This is a genomic window from Pseudactinotalea sp. HY160, from assembly GCF_009372055.1.
Classification (GTDB): domain Bacteria; phylum Actinomycetota; class Actinomycetes; order Actinomycetales; family Beutenbergiaceae; genus HY158.
Window position 1 is genome coordinate 99,103 of record NZ_WHMT01000004.1, and the last position, 18,972, is coordinate 118,074.

The 18,972-nt window shown below is 71.8% G+C and carries 15 protein-coding genes; 7 read left to right on the plus strand and 8 right to left on the minus strand.

What is annotated here, in order from left to right:
- Positions 1-225 precede the first annotated feature (225 nt).
- A complete protein-coding gene (gene lexA, locus GCG21_RS05910) occupies positions 226-930 on the plus strand; it encodes a transcriptional repressor LexA (RefSeq protein WP_152818344.1) in 705 nt (234 codons plus the stop codon).
- 55 nt (positions 931-985) lie between these two features.
- On the opposite strand, the gene GCG21_RS05915 is transcribed toward lexA, so the two are convergent.
- On the minus strand, positions 986-2,983 hold the full coding sequence (locus GCG21_RS05915) for an ATP-dependent DNA helicase (RefSeq protein WP_370460106.1): 1,998 nt from the start codon (positions 2,981-2,983) through the stop codon (positions 986-988).
- A 218-nt stretch (positions 2,984-3,201) separates the two neighbouring features.
- On the opposite strand from GCG21_RS05915, the gene GCG21_RS05920 reads away from it, so the two are divergent.
- Positions 3,202-4,194, plus strand: a complete 993-nt coding sequence (locus GCG21_RS05920) for a LacI family DNA-binding transcriptional regulator (protein WP_152818458.1) — start codon at positions 3,202-3,204, stop codon at positions 4,192-4,194.
- A gap of 27 nt (positions 4,195-4,221) precedes the next feature.
- Here GCG21_RS05920 and hflX read toward each other — a convergent pair whose 3' ends face one another.
- A complete protein-coding gene (hflX, locus tag GCG21_RS05925; RefSeq protein ID WP_152818346.1) occupies positions 4,222-5,757 on the minus strand; it encodes a GTPase HflX in 1,536 nt (511 codons plus the stop codon).
- 111 nt (positions 5,758-5,868) lie between these two features.
- Between hflX and GCG21_RS05930 the strand changes: the two genes are divergently transcribed.
- Entirely contained in the window at positions 5,869-6,468 is a 600-nt protein-coding gene (locus GCG21_RS05930; protein ID WP_370517328.1) for a class I SAM-dependent methyltransferase, read from the plus strand.
- A gap of 73 nt (positions 6,469-6,541) precedes the next feature.
- Here GCG21_RS05930 and GCG21_RS05935 read toward each other — a convergent pair whose 3' ends face one another.
- From GCG21_RS05935 to miaB, 3 genes are read right to left on the minus strand one after another with little or no spacing between them, the layout of a single operon-like run.
- Complete coding sequence (locus GCG21_RS05935) at positions 6,542-7,522, minus strand: hypothetical protein (RefSeq protein ID WP_152818347.1); 981 nt, start codon at positions 7,520-7,522, stop codon at positions 6,542-6,544.
- Positions 7,519-8,445, minus strand: coding sequence for a tRNA (adenosine(37)-N6)-dimethylallyltransferase MiaA (miaA, locus tag GCG21_RS05940; RefSeq protein ID WP_152818348.1), 927 nt, complete (start codon positions 8,443-8,445; stop codon positions 7,519-7,521). The genes GCG21_RS05935 and miaA overlap by 4 nt, the downstream gene beginning before the upstream one ends.
- A 22-nt stretch (positions 8,446-8,467) precedes the next feature.
- Positions 8,468-10,081 carry a tRNA (N6-isopentenyl adenosine(37)-C2)-methylthiotransferase MiaB gene (gene miaB / locus GCG21_RS05945; RefSeq protein ID WP_370517329.1) on the minus strand — a complete coding sequence of 538 codons (1,614 nt, stop codon included), beginning with the start codon at positions 10,079-10,081 and terminating at the stop codon, positions 8,468-8,470.
- Between the two features lie 297 nt (positions 10,082-10,378).
- Here miaB and GCG21_RS05950 point away from each other — a divergent pair, with 297 nt between their 5' ends.
- From GCG21_RS05950 to GCG21_RS05960, 3 genes are all read left to right on the plus strand, one after another.
- On the plus strand, positions 10,379-11,659 hold the full coding sequence (locus tag GCG21_RS05950; protein ID WP_152818350.1) for an ABC transporter substrate-binding protein: 1,281 nt from the start codon (positions 10,379-10,381) through the stop codon (positions 11,657-11,659).
- A gap of 214 nt (positions 11,660-11,873) precedes the next feature.
- Positions 11,874-12,740: a carbohydrate ABC transporter permease gene (locus GCG21_RS05955; protein ID WP_152818460.1), complete on the plus strand. Its 867-nt coding sequence runs from the start codon at positions 11,874-11,876 to the stop codon at positions 12,738-12,740.
- Complete coding sequence (locus tag GCG21_RS05960) at positions 12,737-13,597, plus strand: carbohydrate ABC transporter permease (protein WP_152818351.1); 861 nt, start codon at positions 12,737-12,739, stop codon at positions 13,595-13,597. Before GCG21_RS05955 ends, GCG21_RS05960 begins: the two co-directional genes overlap by 4 nt.
- Before the next feature lie 181 nt (positions 13,598-13,778).
- Here the strand turns inward: GCG21_RS05960 and GCG21_RS16650 are convergent, their stop codons facing one another.
- Together GCG21_RS16650 and recA are read right to left on the minus strand one after the other, a co-directional pair.
- Positions 13,779-14,603 (minus strand): RecX family transcriptional regulator, encoded by an 825-nt coding sequence (locus GCG21_RS16650; RefSeq protein WP_227993335.1) that lies wholly within the window; start codon positions 14,601-14,603, stop codon positions 13,779-13,781.
- The gene (recA, locus tag GCG21_RS05970) at positions 14,603-15,655 is read right to left on the minus strand and encodes a recombinase RecA (RefSeq protein WP_152818352.1); all 1,053 of its coding nucleotides are present in this window, start codon (positions 15,653-15,655) and stop codon (positions 14,603-14,605) included. Before recA ends, GCG21_RS16650 begins: the two co-directional genes overlap by 1 nt.
- 398 nt (positions 15,656-16,053) lie before the next feature.
- Here recA and GCG21_RS05975 point away from each other — a divergent pair, with 398 nt between their 5' ends.
- A complete protein-coding gene (locus GCG21_RS05975) occupies positions 16,054-18,600 on the plus strand; it encodes an alpha/beta fold hydrolase (RefSeq protein ID WP_152818353.1) in 2,547 nt (848 codons plus the stop codon).
- Between the two features lie 72 nt (positions 18,601-18,672).
- On the opposite strand, the gene GCG21_RS05980 is transcribed toward GCG21_RS05975, so the two are convergent.
- The gene (locus GCG21_RS05980) at positions 18,673-18,894 is read right to left on the minus strand and encodes a DUF3046 domain-containing protein (protein WP_153878329.1); all 222 of its coding nucleotides are present in this window, start codon (positions 18,892-18,894) and stop codon (positions 18,673-18,675) included.
- Between the last annotated feature and the right edge of the window lie 78 nt (positions 18,895-18,972).

Sequence of the window (18,972 nt, forward strand, 5' to 3'; positions counted from 1 at the left end):
CGCTTGTACGAAGATAACAGGAAGCCCGGCCGATGTCGACACGCGGTTCGAACATATGTTGGGCGAACCGGTGTCTGCGGCCGTAGGCTGATCAACATCACGACCAAGCTGAGCACCGACCACCGACATCCGATCGACCCGTTCGGATCTCCGGCGCCGGGAGGTTCGCGGCGTGGCCACGCCCCGGTCCCGGGCCCCCGGCCGGAACGGAACGAAGGAGAGTCCATGAGCCCCACCGCCGAGACCGGGCGCCCCGCCGCCGATCTGACCGAACGGCAGGCGCGGATCATGGCGTGCATCCGCGACTCCCTGAGCGAACGCGGCTACCCGCCCACGATGCGCGAGATCGGCGAGGCCGTGGGACTCGCCAGCCCGTCGTCCGTCAAGTATCAGCTCCAGGTGCTCGAGGAGAAGGGTCTCCTCCGACGCGACCCGATCGCGACCCGGGCGATCGAGCTCATCGATCCCGACGGTTCCGTCGGCACGGACGCGGCAGACGCCCCCTCGACGGAGGGCGCGCCGACCTTCGCCACGAACGAGGGCGCCGTGACGGTCGAGCCCTCCTTCGTGCCGGTCGTGGGCCGAATCGCGGCGGGCGGGCCGATCCTGGCCGAGCAGGCCATCGACGACGTCTTCCCCCTGCCGAAGCAGCTCGTCGGCGACGGCGAACTGTTCCTTCTCAAGGTGGTGGGCGACTCGATGATCGAGGCCGCCATCTGCGAGGACGACTGGGTCGTGGTCCGGTCACAGTCCGTGGCCGAGAACGGCGAGATCGTCGCCGCCATGATCGACGGCGAGGCCACGGTCAAGACGCTGCGGCACGCGGACGACGGCCGCTGGCTCCACCCGGCGAACCCGAACTACTCCCCCATCGACGGCACCCACGCGGTCATCCTCGGGCGCGTCGTCGCGGTTCTGCGCGCACTCTAGCCGCCCGTTCCTTCGCGCCGGCTCCCCCGCTCCTGCTGGGGCGCGGGGACGAGCCTCAGGAGCCCTCGCGCAGCCGGGTGAGGGCGGCCCGCACGAGCGCAGGGTCGGTCGTGGGCCACAGCGGAGGCAGGGACGCCGCGAGGAAGCTGCCGTAGCGGGCGGTCGCGAGCCGCGGGTCCAGGACCGCCACGACGCCGCGGTCACCCACCCCCCGGATGAGCCGACCGGCCCCCTGGGCGAGCAGGAGGGCTGCGTGCGCGGCCGCCACCTGCATGAAGCCGTTGCCGCCGCGGGCCTTGACGGCGTCGGAACGCGCCGACATGACCGGGTCGTCCGGCCGCGGGAATGGGATGCGGTCCATGAGCACGAGTCGGCACGTGTCCCCCGGCACGTCGACCCCCTGCCACAGGGTGAGCGTGCCGAAGAGGCAACTGGCGTCGTCCTCGATGAATCGACGCACGAGCGAGCCGATGGAGTCCTCGCCCTGGACGAGGATCGGCACCTCGAGCCGTTCGCGCATGACCTCGGCCACGGCCTCGGCGGCCCGGCGCGAGGAGAACAGGCCGAGCGTGCGCCCGCCGGCCGCCGTGATCAGCTCGGCCACCTCGTCGAGGAGCTGGTCGCTCGGGCCCTCTCGCCCCGGTGGCGGCAGGTGCTTGGCCACGTAGACGATGCCCTGGGCGCGGTAGTCGAACGGCGAGGCGACCTCGATTCCCTCGTAGTCGCCGGCGAGGCCGATCATGGCGGCCACCGGCTCGAACCGCCCGCCGAGGGTGAGGGTGGCGGAGGTGCACACGACCGCCTTCTCCCCGAGCAGCTCCCCCGCGATCCGCCCCGCGACCTCGAGCGGGGCGACCATGATCCGGGGAGCCTCGCCGGCCTGTCGGGGCGCCTCGCACCAGACCACATCACGGTTCTCGGCGATCGAGTCCGACAGGAGTCGGTCGGTCACCTCGGCGAGTTCGACGAGGGCGGAGCGGGCCATGAGCGTGCCACCCTGGTCGCCCTTCCCCGCGCCGCGACTCTCCCGCAACGCGGTGAGCACCTCGCGGGTGCCGGCGTCGATCGCGCGGGCCGCCGCGTTCACCTCGATCGGCAGCCCGCGGGGCCATCGGCCCGGCTGCGCGTGGGCCAGCGCCTCCCGCAGGGCCGCGGCCCCCTCGTCGAGGGCGGTCGTCGCCAGGCCCGCGTGCCGGCGCGCGAGCCGGGCGACCCGCTCGACCGCCGCTCCGGAGAGCTCGACCGTCGCCTGGGAGGTGACCCGGGACGGCAGTTCGTGCGCCTCGTCGATGATGAGCACATCGTGCTCCGGCAGGGCGCGCGGGGAGCCCGAGGCCGCGACCCCGAGCATGGCGTGGTTCGTGATCACGACGTCGGCCTCCCGCGATCGCCTGCGCGCCGCCTCGGGGAAGCACTCGTCCAGGAGTGGGCACTTCTGACCGAGGCACTCGAGCGCGCTGATCGAGACCTGCCGCCAGGCCCGGTCGCTCACGCCCGCGGGCAGGTCGTCGCGATCCCCGGTCTCGCTCGTGGCGGCCCAGTCGCGCAGCCGGAGCACCTGGGCGGCGAGGCCGCTCCGCTCCCGGCCGCCCTCGCCCGGGTCCGACTCCCCGGCGGGCGGCGCATGGTCCTCCGCCCGCAGGCCCTCGCTCGAGAACAGCGCCTCCTCCTCATCGGGGTAGCCGCCGGCGAGCTTGTGCTTGCACAGGTAGTTGTGCCATCCCTTGAGGAGCGCCACCTCGGGTGCGCGGCCGGCCGCGGCGGTGACGACCGGCTCGAGCCGCGGGAGGTCGACCCCGACGATCTGCCGTTGGAGCGCCAGGGTCGCCGTGGACACGACGGCCCGCTCCCCGGTCCGGATCGTGTGCAGCAGCGTCGGCAGCAGGTAGGCGATGGACTTCCCGGTGCCGGTGCCCGCCTGTACGAGCAGCCGGCCGCCCCCGGCGACGGCGGCCGAGACCGCCCGGGCCATCTCGTGCTGGCCCTCCCGCCGGGATCCGGCCATCGCCGAGACGACGGAGTCGAGCACCTCGTCCACGTCTGCGCCACTCACCCGCCCATCCTCCCAGGTTCGCAGTCGGCGCGAACGCGCGTCCACGGATCGTCCCCGCCGGGGCCCAAGCGCGTTAGGATGTCCTGTTAACGATGTCAATCGCTTGATTCCGGCCATCTCGCCACCTGGCTCCGGTCGGAGCACACCAGAAAGGATCGTCCGCCATGACGACTGCCGGGCCCTCCCACTCACGTCGACGGGGCACGTCGCGGCCCACGATGCACGATGTCGCTGCATTCGCGGGCGTGAGCCACAAGACGGTCTCCCGGGTAGTCAACGGTGATCCCTACGTCAGTGACGACATGCTAGCGCGCGTGACCGCCGCGATCGATGCCGTCGGGTATCGCCGCAACGAGTTCGCGCGCCAGCTGCGCCAGGGCTCCACGAACACGATCTCGTTCGTCATGGAGGACGTCTCCGACCCGTTCTACTCGGTGGTCACCCGTGCCGCGGAGGAGGTCGCCGCGGCACGCGAGGTCTTCCTCGTCGCGGCCTCCTCCGAGGGGGATCCCGCCCGCGCCGTCGGGCTCGTCAACACCTTCAACGGCCGCCAGGTCGAGGGACAGCTCCTCACCCCGACCGAGGGCATCGAGTCGGAGGGGTTGGCGACCGAGCTGCGTATGGGCGCCCCGCTCGTGTTCATCGACCGGCCGGTGCGCGGGCTCGAGGCCGACACGGTGCTCGCCGACAACGCGGGCGGCACCCGCCTGGCCACCGAGCACCTCCTCGCCCACGGCCATCGGCGGATCGCCTACCTCGGCGACAACCCGTCCCTGTACACCGCGCGGGAGCGCGCCTCCGGCTACCGCGCCGCCCTCGAGGCCGCAGGCGCCGGCGTCGACGAGCGCCTCATCCACCTCGGCACCCCGAACGTGGCGGAGGTCGACGCCGTGCTGGCCCGGTTGCTCGACCTCGATCCGGCTCCCACGGCGCTCATCACGGGCAACAACCGGCTCACCCATGCCGCGCTCCGCACGGGCCGGCGGATCCTGCAGCGACTCGCACTCGTCGGGTTCGACGACTTCGAGCTGGCCGACGTTCTCGACCCGCCCGTGACCGTCGTGGCGCAGGATGCGAGCGGGATGGGGCGCCGTGCGGCCGAGCTGCTCTTCGATCGGATCGCGGGCGACTCGCGGCCGCCGGAGAACGTCACGCTGCCCGTGCGTCTCATCGAACGGGGTTCGGGCGAACGCCCCCCGGCGAGCGTCTAGCCGCGTCGCCGGGGCGGCCCGCTGGCGTCAGGACGACGCCTGGGTCGCCTTCCGCAGATCGGTCGCCAGCACCTCGTCGACCCGGGCGACGAGGTGGGTGCCCTCGGCGTCGTGCAGCTCGCTGAGCACCTCCCCGGTCGTGTACGCCCGGTGCACGAGGTCGCCCCGGTCGTAGGGCACGACGAGGTCGACCTCGATCCGCGGCCGCGGGAGGTCCGCGGCGATCCGCTCGCGCAGCTCCTCGATCCCGGCGCCCGTGGCCGCGGAGACGATGATCGCCCCGGGCTCGGCGGTGCGCAGTCGGGCCAGGGTCTCCGGTTCGGCGAGGTCGGCCTTGTTGAGCACCACGAGCTCCGGCAGGTCGGCGGTCCCGGGGATGTCGCGCAGCACGTCCCGGACGGAGACGATCTGGCCCTCCGGGTCCGGGTGCGCCGCGTCGACCACGTGCACGACGACGTCGGAGAGGCCGACCTCCTCGAGCGTCGATCGGAACGCCTCGACCAGTTCGGTGGGCAGGCTCCGCACGAAGCCGACGGTGTCGGCGAGCGTGTACTCGCGCCCGTCGGGAGTGCGCGAGCGGCGCACCGTCGGATCGAGGGTCGCGAACAGCGCGTTCTCCACGAGCACCCCGGCGCCGGTGAGGCGGTTGAGCAGGGAGGACTTTCCCGCGTTCGTGTAGCCGACGATCGCCGCCGAGGGCACGGCGCCCGCGCGCCGGTGCTGACGCTGGGTCTCCCGGGCCGGGGCCATCGCGGCGATCTCGTGGCGCAGCTTGGACATCCGCGAGCGGATCCGTCGGCGATCGAGCTCGATCTTCGTCTCACCGGGGCCGCGGGAGCCGATTCCCTCGCCGCCGGCCGCGCGGCCGCCCGCCTGCCGCGACATCGATTCGCCCCAGCCGCGCAGCCGCGGCAGCAGGTACTCGAGCTGGGCGAGCTCGACCTGGGCCTTGCCCTCTCGGGACTTGGCGTGCTGGGCGAAGATGTCGAGGATGAGGGCGGTCCGGTCGATCACCTTGACCCGGACCACGTCCTCGAGCGCGCGCCGCTGGGAGGGAGCCAGCTCGGAGTCGACGATCACGGTGTCCGCCCCCGTCTCGCGCACGATGTCGGCGAGTTCCCGGGACTTGCCCGAGCCGAGATAGGTGGCCGGGTCCGGATGGGGGCGCCGCTGCAGTACCCCGCCCCGCACGGTCGAGCCCGCGGTCTCGGCGAGCGCGGCGAGCTCCCGGAGCGAGACCTCGGCGGCCTCGGTCCGGCCGGAGGTGTAGATCCCGGCGAGGACGACCCGCTCAAGCCGCAGCTGCCTGTTCTCGACCTCGGTGACGTCCTCGAGCTCGGTCGAGAGCCCGCCGATCCGGCGGAGGGCCGCGCGTTCCTCGACGTCGAACTGGTCGCCGTCGTAGTCGGTGTGCTCGGCTGCCCGCTCCTGCAGGGCCGTTCCGGACCGGGCGAGGATCCGGGCGACCAGATCCTCGGCGCGCTGGTGGTCGTTCACCGGTGCCGGGCTGCCGGAGTGGTCGGCACGGGCGGTGGTGCCACGGTCGTGACCAGGTGCGGGCATATCATCCTTCGAGTGGGGTGGAGTGGTGTTCTCCACTCTCGCACGCTCCAGGTCGCGGGCCAAGGTGATTTCGCTGCGAGCGCGCGCCCGCGCGGGCCTATCCTGTTCTGCGTGTCGCACTACTTCAGCTCAGAGCCCCCCGCCCGGTCGCGTGAACGCGAGGTGCGGGTGGTCCTGCGGGGGCGCCCGATGACGGCCGGCACCGCGGCGGGGGTGTTCTCGGGGGGCCGACTGGACCCAGGCACGGCGGTCCTCCTCCGCGAGGTCCCGGACCCGCCGGCGAGCGGCCTCGGTGTGGACCTGGGCTGCGGGTGGGGGCCGATCGCGCTGGCGATGGCCGATGCCGCGCCGGGGTTGCGGGTCGTGGGGATCGACGTCAATCCGGCGGCACGGGCGTTGACGGAGGTGAACGCCCACCGCAACGGCCTCGCGGTCGAGGCCCGCGCGCCCGAGGAGTTCGCCGGCCCCGCCCCGATCGACGTGCTCTGGTCGAACCCGCCGATCCGGGTGGGCAAGGCGGTCCTGCACGAGATGATGCGCACGTGGCTGCCCCGGCTCGCGCCCGCCGGCGAGGCCTACCTCGTGGTGAACAAGAACCTCGGCTCGGACTCGCTGCACCGCTGGCTCGAGCAGGAGCTGCCGGTGACGGTCGCGCGGGTCGCCAGCCACAAGGGCTTCCGGGTGTTGCGGGTGCGCCCGGCGCGCACCTGAACCGTCCCGATCCGGGCACCCTCCGGCGAGCGGGGGCCGGGCGGGCACGGGACGTCGGCCCGATCGGACCCGTTCAGGCCTGCTGGACCGGTTGAGCCGGCTGGGCCTTCCATGCGATCGTGGCGGGGAAGACGATCTCCTCGGCCACCTCGACCGACCGCGACGGGTGCACGATGACGCGCTGGGACCCGCCGGGGGTGAGCACGACCCACTCGGCAGCCGCCTCCGCACCGAGCCAGTGGCGCACGGCGACCGTGGCCGCCGCGGCGGCGTAGTCGTCGCCGAGCAGCTCCGCGCCGTCGGCGGTGGCGAGCCGGACCTGCGCCGCCCCGATCCGCTCGGAGCCGGTCACCGCGCCGCCGGCGCCGATCACCTCGACGTCGCGCTCGCCGAGCGGGACCACGAACGCGAGGCTGCCGGTGCCGTCCGTGGCGGGCTCGACGCGGGTGGGTGCGCTCAGATCCAGGCCGGCGAGCTCGTCGGCGGACTCGAGGGCGACGATCGTGTGGGTGGCGCCCACGTCGAGTTGGAGACCGGGCCGCGGCTCGTCGAGGCCGCTGACGGCGACGGTGGCGTTGAAGCCCTCGTCGAGGGTCTTGGTGCCGCCGAGGCCGCGCCAGGCGCCGACGGTGATCCCGTACTGACCGTCCCGGTAGGTGACGTAGTGGCGGCCGGCGTCCGAGAGCAGGGCGATCGTGTCGCCCTCCCCCGCACTCACCTCACCGCTGGTGTGCAGGTAGGCGGCCGCGACGCGCAGCACGCCGGTCGAGACGACGGCGGGCCCCCCGCTCGGGGAGACGGCCGAGACGAACCAGGCCGGGCCGGACTTCCCGAGCACGGAGCTGAGCACGAGCCGGATGATGCCCGTGGCGCCGATCCCGCGCACCGGATCGGTCACGGCCCGCACCGAGGCGGCACTCAGCTCGCCGGTTCCGTCGCGGTCGCAGTGCACGAGATAGGCCCGGGCGGCGCCGTGGGCCTTCGTCAGGTCGATCATCGGGGCCCGCGCGGGCGCGGGGCCGGTCTCGTCGATGAGGGTGGGATCGGTGCTCATGGGCAGAGCCTATGCGCTCGGCGGGCCAGGTCCGAACCGGGTTCGAGCCAGGTCACGCGCGGGTCCCGCCGGAACCACTTGAGCTGGCGGCGCGCCAGTTGCCGGGTGGCGAGGGCGACCTGGTCGCGCGCCTCCTCGACCCCTAGTTCGCCGCGGACGACGCCGATCGCCTGGGCGTATCCGACCGCCCTCGCCGCGGTGGGGCCGCCGGCCAGGCCGCGGGCGAGCAGCTCCTCGGTCTCCTCGACCAGGCCGGCGGCGAACATCGCCCGCGTGCGCCGCCCGATCGCATCCTCGAGGTCGACGGCGGGCACGGCGATGCCGAGCTGAACCGCCTCGATCTCGTACGTATACGTCGGCAGCCGGGCCGAGAAGGGCTCCCCGGTCAGCTCGATCACCTCGAGCGCCCGCACGATGCGGCGGGTGTTGGCACGGTCGATCCGCTCGGCGGCGGCCGGGTCCGCCCGGGCCAGCTCGTCGTGGAGCAGGCCAGGACCGAGCTCGTCGGCGCGGGCCTGGATGCCGGCGCGCACGGCCTCGTCGGTGCCGGGAAAGGAGATGCGGTCGAGCAGCGCCCGCACGTAGAGCCCGCTGCCGCCGACGACGATCGCTCGCCGCCCGGCGGCCGCGATCCTGCCCAGGTCCGCGCGGGCATGCCGCTGATACGCGGCCACGCTCGCCTCGTCGGTCACCTCGAGCACGTCGAGCTGGTGGTGGGCGATGCCCCGACGCTCGGACGCCGGCACCTTGGCCGTACCGATGTCCATCCCCCGGTAGAGCTGCATCGCATCCGCGTTGACGATCTCGCCGTCGAGCGACTCGGCCAGATCGAGCGCGAGGTCGGACTTGCCCGTCGCCGTCGGGCCGACGATCGCGACGACGCCTCCGGCCGGCCGGATCGCGGGGGCTCCCGCCCGGCCCATCACCGGGCCATCACCGGGTCCATCACGGGCCGTCACCGGGCCGGCGGGAGGGCGGGAGGGCGGGCATCCCGAGCCCGACGGGACGCGGCCCCGCGGGTTCCGCCTGTGCGGCCGCGACGGCGTGGCGGGCCCGCTCCCACGCGTCGCCCGCACGGGTGCGCCGCAGCGCGAACGTCCCTCCGGCCGGGCCGGAGTCCGCGATGAGGTGGTGGGGGGCCGCGTGGGTGATCGTGGCGGTGACGAGGTCCCCGGGGCGGGGGCGACGGTCGGCGGGGAGGGCGGCGACGTCGGGGGGAAGCCCCACGTGCACGAGCCGGTTGTCGGGGGCGCGACCGGACACGCGCGCGGTCGCCGCGTCCTTGCGGCCGTCCGAATCGGCGAGCAGGACCTCGACCGTGCGGCCCACCTGGGCCGCGTTCTCCTCGCCTGAGATGCGCTCCTGCAGGGCGAGCAGCCGGCGGTAGCGGTCGGCGACGACGTCCGCGGGCACCTGATCGGGCATCGTCGCGGCCGGCGTGCCGGGGCGCGGGGAGTACTGGAAGGTGAAGGCGGAGGAGAACCGAGACCGCTCGACCACCTCGAGGGTGGCCTGGAAATCCTCCTCGGTCTCGCCCGGGAACCCGACGATCAGGTCGGTGGTGATGGCGGCGTCCGGGATGCGGGCACGGACGCGGTCGAGGATGCCGAGGAACTTGGCCGAGCGGTACGACCGGCGCATCGCCCGCAGCACCCGGTCGGAACCGGACTGCAGGGGCATGTGCAGGGTCGGCATGACGGCCGGGGTCTCGGCCATCGCCTCGATCACGTCGTCCGTGAACGCCGCCGGGTGCGGGGAGGTGAAGCGGAGCCGCTCGAGGTGCTCGATGCGGCCGCACGCGCGCAGCAGCTTCGCGAACGCCCCGCGGTCGCCGAAGCCCACGCCGTAGGAGTTGACGTTCTGGCCGAGCAGGGTGACCTCGATGGCCCCCTCGGCGACCACCGCCCCGACCTCGGCGAGCACGTCACCGGGCCGGCGGTCGCGCTCCTTGCCGCGCAGGTGCGGCACGATGCAGAAGGTGCACGTGTTGTTGCAGCCGACGGAGATGGAGACCCAGGCCGAGAAGGCGCTGTCGCGCTTCGTGGGCAGCGTGGAGGGGAAGGTCTTGAGCGCCTCCTCGATCTCGACCTGGGCCTCCTCGTTGTGCCGGGCCCGTTCGAGCAGCACCGGCAGGACGTCGATGTTGTGGGTGCCGAAGACGACGTCGACGTAGGGTGCGCGCTCGACGATCCCGGCCCGATCCTGCTGCGCGAGGCAGCCGCCGACGGCGATCTGGAAGCCCGGCCGGCGCTTCTTGATGGAGGCGAGCTGTCCCAGGTTGCCGTAGAGCCGGTCGGAGGCGTTCTCGCGCACCGCACAGGTGTTGATCACGACGACGTCGGCGCCGTCGACCTCGCCGAGGAGCGAGCCCGCACCCGCGGTCGGGGCCTCGACATAGCCGGCGTCGGTGAGCAGCCCCGCCATCCGCTCCGAGTCGTGCTCGTTCATCTGACACCCGAGGGTGCGCACGAGGTAGGTGCGGGGCCGGCCGCGGTCACCCGCCCCCACGGCGGGGAGAGCGGCCGGGGAGTCGAGCGGCGGGGCTGCTGGAGAGGTCACGGGAACCGATCGTACAAGCCGCGCGCGACACGCTCCCGGGGTGAGGGGCCTCACACGCGTTGACAACGTTATCAAGGGGCCGTACCGTGTGGCTCACACATCGACGCCGCCGCTCGATCCGTGCAACCTGGCCCCGATTCCCCCCATCGGGCACACCCGCACGGCCCCCAGCTCCAGATCACAGTTTGAGTACATTTGTTGTTTTCTGAGTATTTGTGGACTTGTGTGGGTCAGGACGACGGTGCGGAAGCATACGATGTCCTCTAACTCCCCTCCCCTACACAAAGGAGTGACCAGATGCGACGCATCTCAGCGGTCGCTGCGCTTGCGGCAGCCGGACTCGTGCTCACCGCCTGCGGCGGCGGTAGCGACGACGGCGACAACGCCGACGCCGGTGGCGACAACTCGGCCAGCAAGGTCGAGGTCTTCACCTGGTGGGCGGCCGGTTCGGAACTGACCGGCCTGCAGGCGCTCGAGGCGGTCTTCGCCGAGCAGCACCCCGACACCGAGTTCATCAACGGCGCGGTCGCCGGCGGCGCCGGTTCGGCGGCGAAGGACCTCCTGCAGACCCGACTGCAGGCCGGCGACCCGCCGGACACGTTCCAGGCCCACGCGGGCATGGAGCTGCAGGACTACATCGACGCGGGCCAGCTCGAAGACGTCTCGGGCCTGTACGACGAGTTCGGCCTGAACGAGGTCTTCCCCCAGGACCTGCTCGACCTGCTCACCGTCGACGGCAAGATCTACTCGGTGCCCTCGAACATCCACCGCTCGAACGTCGTGTGGGCCAACCCCGAGGTGCTCGAGGCCGCCGGTGTCGACCCGGCCGCGGTGCCGGAGGACATCGACGCGTGGATCGCGGACCTGCAGAAGGTCGCCGACTCCGGCGCGACCGCCCTGTCGGTCGCGGCGCCCTGGACCCAGGTCAACCTGCTCGAGACCGTGCTCATGGCCGATCTCGGCGCCGAGGGCTACAACGGCCTGTGGAACGGTTCGACCGACTGGGCGAGCGCCGAGGTGACCGGCGCGCTCGAGCACTTCGAGACGCTCATCGGCTTCACGAACACCGACCGTGACGGTCTGGACTGGCCCGACGCCACCCAGAAGGTCATCGACGGCGTCGCCGGCTACAACGTCATGGGCGACTGGGCCGTGGCCCTGTTCGAGGAGAACGACATCGAGCGCGGCACCGGCTTCGTCGACTTCCCGGTCCCGGGTTCGGACGAGCAGTTCGGCTTCCTCGCCGACTCCTTCACCCTGCCCGTGGGCGCCAAGCACGCCGAGGGCGCGAAGGCCTGGCTCGAGACGATCGGTTCGCTCGAGGGCCAGGTCGCGTTCAACAAGGCCAAGGGTTCGATCCCGGCCCGGACCGACGCGGACCCCTCGGAGTTCTCCGAGTACCAGCAGACCGCCATCGAGTCCTACGCGAACGACACGATCGTTCCCTCGCTCGCGCACGGCGCGGCCGCTCCGGTCGCGGTCCTCAACGGCGTGACCGACGCGGTGAGCAAGTTCACCGCCGGTGGCTCCGACCTGGCCACCTTCCAGAGCGAGCTCGGAGCAGCCGTCAACGGCTGACCCCTCGCACGACGCACACCGGGCGGGTGCTCCAGGACGGGGCACCCGCCCGCTGCGGTCCGTGGCCGGAAGCGGCCACCGATCGCGCACGGGAGGGTACGGTCCGGACCACACCGGATCCGGACCGGACCGCCCGACGCACCGCCGCCGTCCACAATCAGGCACGAAAAGGAGTCACGTGAACCGCCTGAAACGACTGGGGCCTCCGTTGCTGATGCTCGCCCCATCGATCCTGCTGCTCGGAGTCTTCGTCTACGGCTTCATAGCGATCAACTTCAATACGTCCTTCACGGACAACCACACCTCCGCGCAGGCGGCCGGCGGCAAGCCGGTGAGCTGGGTCGGGTTCCGCAACTATCTCGACCTGTTCGCCGATCCCGACTTCCAGCACTCGCTGCGCAACCTCGTGGTGTTCACGGTCGTCTTCCTCGTGGGCACGATGGTCATCGGCTTCCTGTGGGCCTGGCTGCTCGAGCGCCCGACCAAGGGTGAGGGCGTCTTCCGCTCGATCTACCTGTTCCCGATGGCCGTCTCCTTCATCGCCTCCGGTGTCGTGTGGCGCTGGCTCCTCAACTCCAACCAGGGCGAGCACGCCAGCGGCCTCAACCGGCTCTTCCAGATGGTCGGCCTCGACTTCCTCCAGAACCCCTGGTGGAACAACATCTCGTGGGGCGTGGCGGCGATCGCCCTGCCCGCCGTCTGGCAGCTCTCGGGCTACGTCATGGCGCTCTTCCTCGCCGGTTTCCGCGGCGTCCCCGACGAGCTGCGCGAGGCCGGACGCATGGACGGCGCCAGCGAGTGGCAGGTCTACCGCCACGTCGTGTTCCCGCAGCTGACGCCGGTGGCCCTCTCGGCCCTCATCATCATCGGACACATGTCGCTCAAGTCCTTCGACCTGATCATGGCGATCTCGAAGGCCTCGAACTACCAGACCAAGGTCCCCGCAGTCGACATGTACATCTTCAAGTCGAACTACGACTTCGCCAACGCGGCGGCGGTCGGCGGCATCCTGCTGGTCATCGTCGCGATCCTCGTCGTGCCCTACCTGATCTACACGAGCAAAGAGGAGGGCGCCCGATGACCACCGCGACCATGCCCCTGCGCACCACGTCGACCTCCCGCTTCCGCCCCGCCCGCACGCTGCGATACCTGGCGCTCTACTTCGGGCTCGTCCTCGTGCTCATCCCCGTCTACGTGCTCCTCGTGACCAGCTTCAAGAGCGGCGTCGAGGCCACCGCCACGAATGCGTGGACCCTGCCCCAGAACTGGACCCTCGAGAACTGGGCCAAGGCGTGGGACACCCTCTCCCCCTCGATGTGGCGCAGCGTCCAGTTCGTCATCCCGCAGGCGATCGTCGCGGCCTTCCTCGGATCGCTCAACGGCTTCGTGCTGAGCCGCTGGCGCTTCCGCGGCGCGAACATCGTGTTCACGCTCATCCTGTTCGGGATGTTCATCCCCTACCAGGCCGTGATCATCCCGCTCAACCAGCTCCTCCTCGGGCTCAACGTGCCCTCGGGCGTGCCCTCCCTGCTGCTGCTGCACATCGTCTACGGCATCCCGATCTGCACGCTCATCTTCCGCAACTACTACGAGTCCGTTCCGAACGAACTCATCGAGGCGGCACGCGTGGACGGCGCGGGCATGTTCCGTACCTACGCCTCGGTCGTGCTCCCGATCTCGATCCCGAGCTTCGTGGTCGTGCTCATCTGGCAGTTCACCTCCGCCTGGAACGACTTCCTCTTCGCGGTGTTCTTCTCCACCGCCGCGAATGGGCCCGTCACCCTCGCCCTGAACAACCTCGCCAACGGCGCACAGCTCCAGGACTACGGCGCATCCATGGCGGGCGCACTCCTCGCCTCGCTGCCGACCCTCGTGGTCTACATCCTGCTCGGAAAGTACTTCGTCGGCGGACTCATGTCCGGCTCCGTCAAGGGCTGACCCCGCCAGGTCGGTGCGCCGCCAGGTCGGCACCGACCACAGACCACAGGGGCCCGGATCGCATCGGCGATCCGGGCCCCTGTGGTCTATCCGTGGTCTACGCGTGCCCTGCCCGTGCTCTGCCCGTGGCCTGCCCGTGGCCTGCCCGTGGCCTGCTCGTGACCAGCAGAGCGGACCGGGCTCAGTAGCGGTTGAGCCCCTCGGCGGCCAGGGCCTCGTCGACGACGGAGACCGCCACGGCCGCGGCGTAGCCGCGCCGGGCGAGCAGCGCATAGAGCCGTTGCCGGCGCTTGGCCGGCTCGACCTCGCCCATCGAGCGGATCCGCCGGGCGATCAGGTCGCGCGCGGCGGCGCGCTCGTCGCCGGAATCGATCTGGTCGAGCGCGGCGTCGGCCGGTGGGCCGGTGATCCCCTTGCGGCGCAGTTCCTGCGCGAGGGCGGGGCGCGCGAGGCCCCGCTCCCGGTACCGGGTGCGCACGAGCATCGCCGCGTACTCGGCGTCGTCGATGAGTCCGACCTGCTCGAAGCGGTCGAGCAGCTCGGTCACGATCGGCTCCGGGACGTCTCGGGCGGTCATCGCCTGGGCCAGCTGGTGGCGGGAGCGCGCCGAGAAGGACAGCTGCTGGAGAGCGATCTCGCGGGCGCGTTCACGCTCCTCCTCCGCAGCCGGCACGCCGGCGGGATCGGGTGCCGACCGGCCAGTGGGCACCGGCCCACCGGCGGGTGCCGACCGGCGGGCGGGTACCGACTCGGGTGCGGGTTCCGATCCCGGCGGTACCGGCTCGGGCGACGCCACCGCCTCACCGGTGCCGGCGGCGGGCTCGGAGGCCTGCCACAGGTCGCTGGGGAGGCGGCCGGCCGCGTGGTCGGCGAGCATCGTGCGCAGCTGCGCGATCGTGTCGGCGGTCGCCTCGGCGCTCGCCGGATCCCGCGGCAGGTCCCCGGCCGGGGGCGGATCGTCCGCGGCTGAGGTCGGATCGTCCGCGGCCGGGTCTGTGCCCGCCATCAGAAGTCGACGGGTACCGGGGCGACCTCGTTCTCCGCGGCCGTGTCCGCGGCGGCACCGATACCGAGCTTGGCCTTGATCTTCTCCTCGATCTCGATCGCGAGGTCGGGGTTGTCGCGCAGGAAGTTCCTGGCGTTCTCCTTGCCCTGGCCGAGCTGATCGCCCTCGTAGGTGTACCAGGATCCGGACTTGCGAACGATGCCGTTCTCGACGCCGAGGTCGATGAGTCCGCCCTCGCGGGAGATCCCCAGCCCGTAGACGATGTCGAACTCGGCCTGCTTGAACGGCGGCGCCATCTTGTTCTTCACGATCTTCGCGCGGGTGCGGTTACCGACCGCGTTCGTGCCGTCCTTGAGGGTCTCGATCCGGCGCACGTCGATGCGGACCGAGGCGTAGAACTTGAGGGCCTTGCCGCCCGTGGTGGTCTCCGGGCTGCCGAAGAAGACGCCGATCTTCTCACGGAGCTGGTTGATGAAGATCGCCGTGGTGCCCGAGGCGGAGAGTGCGCCGGTGATCTTGCGCAGCGCCTGCGACATGAGCCGGGCCTGGAGACCGACGTGGGAATCGCCCATCTCCCCCTCGATCTCGGCCTTGGGCACGAGCGCGGCGACCGAGTCGATCACCACGACGTCGAGCGCCCCGGAACGGATGAGCATGTCCATGATCTCCAGGGCCTGTTCCCCCGTGTCGGGCTGGGAGACGAGGAGCGCATCGGTGTCGACGCCGAGCTTCTTGGCGTACTCCGGATCGAGTGCGTGCTCGGCGTCGATGAAGGCCGCGATCCCGCCGGCCCGTTGGGCGTTGGCGACGGCGTGCAGCGCCACGGTGGTCTTACCGGAGGACTCCGGACCGTAGATCTCGACGACCCGGCCTCGGGGGAGGCCGCCGGTGCCGAGGGCGACGTCGAGGGCGATCGACCCGGTGGGGATCACCGCGACGCGGGGGCGGGTGTCGTCGCCCAGGCGCATGATCGAGCCCTTGCCGAACTGGCGGTCGATCTGGCCGAGGGCGGCCTCGAGTGCCTTCTCGCGATCTGCCTTGGGAGCAGCCATAACGGTGCCTCTTTCTCATTCGGGCGCCCCGTCCGGGTCGCCGCTGCGGGTATGGAACTGGTCTGTTCAGGCCATTGCGCCCTCTCCGAGCGCGATACCTGGGAGGCTATGCCCGACCACCGACATCCGCCGCAGCACCGACCCGAACTGTGGACGGAGCCGCGTCGTCCTCACAGTCCACAGCCTAACCGCACGGACGTTCGAATGCGAGGATCCGACACGCCGGGATACGGGCACCACCCGTCGGGTTCTGCACCCATCGAGCACCACGAGCCCGCTACCCTCGGAGTGTCGCACCGATGCGACGACCCTCCGGGGTGCCCACGAGAAGATGATGAGGTCAGCTCACGATGCCACGATGGGGACAACGCACAGCCGTTCTCAGTGCCGCCGCACTGGTGGCGACCCTCCTGACGGCCGGGCCGGCGGCCGCCGATCCGCTACCACCGCCACCGCTACCCGAGCCGGACGGCGCTCTGATCCCCGGACCCGCGGGCGACCTGCTCGCCCCCGATGCGAGCTCCGACGAGGTCGAACGGGTGATCCGGTCGTTCGCCGCACGCGCGAGCGCTCCGCTCCCCTCGGCCCTTCCCGTTCCGGACCCGACCGACTTCGAGGCGATCGTGCCCGATCCCCAGGGGTACGGCATCGCCCCGGCGGCGGAGCGGTTCGCCACCGGAGACGACGAGTACACGATCCCGCGGCCGGCTCCGGGCGGCGAGGGCGCCGGCACCGTGCCGGACGGGCTCGAGGAGTTCTACGACCAGCAGGTCGAGTGGGGCTCCTGCGCGGGCTTCGGCGCCACCGGCGGGGCCGACGAGTGCGCCTACGTCATCGCCCCCCTCGACTACGCCGACCCGGGCGGGGACACGATCGCCCTCGCGGTCGCCCGCGCGAACGCGACCGGCGAGAGCCGAGGGGCCGTGTTCACCGACCCGGGCGGCCCGGGCAGCCCGGGCCTGGTGCTCGCCGGCAGTGGGATGTTCGCGGGCCTGGCCGAGGACTTCGACACGGTCGGGATCGACCCGCGCGGCGTCGGCGCCTCCGTTCCGATGATCCGCTGCCAGTCGAACGACGCCTGGGACCGGCAACGGGAGGGGTCCGACGGCCTGGCTGCGAGCGAACTCAACGCCATCCTGGAGTACAACACCGACGAGTGCTACGAGAACACCGGCGCGCCGTTCGGGATCGACGGCCGTGCCCTCATCGGCGCCTCGGGAACCGTGAACGTCGTCAAGGATCTCGACCTGCTGCGCAGCGTCCTCGGCGACGAGAAGCTCAACTACATCGGCTTCTCCTACGGCACGTCGATCGGCTACGAGTACGCCCGCCAGTTCCCGGACAACATCCGCGCGATGGTGATCGACGGCGTCGTCAATGTGCTCGAGAACAACCCCGACGAGCTCGCGAAATACTCCGAGTACGCGAAGTCGATCGGGCAGGACGGCGCGACCGCTCAGATCGCGGGCTTCCAGGCGACGTTCGAGCAGTTCCTCGCCTGGTGCGCGGGCATGGAGGGCCAGGAGGTCGTCGTCGACGAAGCGGGCACCACCGAGACGTTCGAGTGCGCCCTGTATCAGGGCACCGACGACGTCCCGGACGGAGAGACACCCGACAACACGGTTCCCGCCCTGCTCGAGCGGTACCGCGACATCGCCCGGGCGGCCTGGGGCGCCCAGACGTATTCCAGCTCGATCGGGGGCCCGCGGCCGCTGAGCTTCGCGGACTTCAACCAGGGCACGCTCATGGCGATGTACACCGAGGCCTACTGGGGCTACCTCAACTCCGGCCTGCTCGAGGCGACCGACGCCGTCGAGGGCAACGAGGACTGGATGATGATCCTCTCGGACGCGTATGCGGGCCGTGGCCCCGACGGCTCCTACTCGCTCGACCTGGCCGCGTTCCCGTCGATCTGGTGCACCGACGCCGGCACCCCGCCGGGCTACAACGAGGACACGGCCGGCATCATCGCCGACCTCGAGGGCTACTATGCGGCGGCGCCGTTCACCGATCCCCGCACGAACGACCATCCCGAGCGCGGAATGGCGCCCGTCGAGGACTGGTGCACCTACTACGAGGATCAGTTCACGCTGCCCGCCGGCGAGACCCTCGAGGCGATGCCGAACGTGCTGGTCGTCTCCACCACGTACGACTCGGCGACACCGTACGACAACGGCGTGGTGGCCGCCGCCGCGATGGGCGCCACGCTCCTCACGGTGGCCGGCTACAGCCACACCTCCTACGGCGGCTCCGAGTGCGCCACGCAGATCGCGAACGCCTACGTCGACACCCTCGTGGTGCCGGCGGACATACCGGGCGCGGAGGGCGTGCCGACCAAGGACGTGCACTCGAACGTGATCACCGGCGACGAATGCATGGTGGACACCCGGTTCCGGCCCACGCCGGAACTCATCGCCGGCGACGTCGAGGCCGGGGACACGACCGCCTTCGATGTGACCGGCCTCGTGCGTGGCACCGCCTACACGGCGACGACGGAGTTCGGCTCGGCCACGTTCACCACGGACGAGCACGGTCGCGCCGTCGTGGCCGTCGATGTCCCCGCGGACGCGACGGCGGGGACGTACGAGGTGAGCGTCGTCCCCGCCGATCCGGCGGCGAACGACCCGACGGTCCGCGCCGACGCCACCTTCGACGTCATCGCTGCCCAGCCGAGCCCGTCCCCGACCGACACCGGCGAGCCCTCCCCCTCGGACACCGGCGGGCCGTCCCCGACCGACACGGGCGGGCCGGATGCCTCGGATAGTCCGGACGGCGCAGACTCTTCGCACGGCACGGACGGCGCAGACGGGGCGACGCCGCCGGGAGACCTGGCCACGACCGGGGCACCCGGCGGCCAGGCGGGCGGCCTCATCGGCCTCGGGGCACTCCTGCTGGCAGCCGGTGCCGCAGTCGTGCTGGCGCGCAGGCGACACCTGGCGGCCTGACGGCCGGCCGGTCCAGGAGAACGGCGAGGGCGCCGGTGCGGGTCATCGCACCGGCGCCCTCGCCGTGTGGTCTCAGGCGCGGCGGTGACCCCGCCGATGCGGGAAACGCTGCGCCTCGCCCAGGTCGAGGGCGTCGCACATCGCATCCCAGACGCGTTGGGGTGCGGCGCCGTCCGCGAGCGCCTCATCGGGCGTGCGCCCGCCGAGCGCAGAGAGCACGAGATCCGCGCGCACGCTCGCGCCGTAGCTGCCGAACGTGGCCTCCACGGCGCCGGCGAACTCCGAGTGCTTCACGCCCCCAGGGTAACGACTCTCCCACCGGTGTCCGGGCACGGCTCGTGGCCGGACCCCGCACCTCCCGGGGCGACCTGG

What these genes read in the sequence shown, in the direction of transcription:
- lexA (WP_152818344.1), top strand. Translation starts at nt 226, where the DNA reads ATGAGCCCCACCGCCGAGACCGGGCGCCCCGCCGCCGATCTGACCGAA.
- GCG21_RS05920 (WP_152818458.1), top strand. Translation starts at nt 3,202, where the DNA reads ATGCACGATGTCGCTGCATTCGCGGGCGTGAGCCACAAGACGGTCTCC.
- hflX (WP_152818346.1), bottom strand. Translation starts at nt 5,757, where the DNA reads ATGCCCGCACCTGGTCACGACCGTGGCACCACCGCCCGTGCCGACCAC.
- GCG21_RS05935 (WP_152818347.1), bottom strand. Translation starts at nt 7,522, where the DNA reads ATGAGCACCGATCCCACCCTCATCGACGAGACCGGCCCCGCGCCCGCG.
- miaA (WP_152818348.1), bottom strand. Translation starts at nt 8,445, where the DNA reads ATGGGCCGGGCGGGAGCCCCCGCGATCCGGCCGGCCGGAGGCGTCGTC.
- GCG21_RS05950 (WP_152818350.1), top strand. Translation starts at nt 10,379, where the DNA reads ATGCGACGCATCTCAGCGGTCGCTGCGCTTGCGGCAGCCGGACTCGTG.
- GCG21_RS05955 (WP_152818460.1), top strand. Translation starts at nt 11,874, where the DNA reads ATGCTCGCCCCATCGATCCTGCTGCTCGGAGTCTTCGTCTACGGCTTC.
- GCG21_RS05960 (WP_152818351.1), top strand. Translation starts at nt 12,737, where the DNA reads ATGACCACCGCGACCATGCCCCTGCGCACCACGTCGACCTCCCGCTTC.
- GCG21_RS16650 (WP_227993335.1), bottom strand. Translation starts at nt 14,603, where the DNA reads ATGGCGGGCACAGACCCGGCCGCGGACGATCCGACCTCAGCCGCGGAC.
- recA (WP_152818352.1), bottom strand. Translation starts at nt 15,655, where the DNA reads ATGGCTGCTCCCAAGGCAGATCGCGAGAAGGCACTCGAGGCCGCCCTC.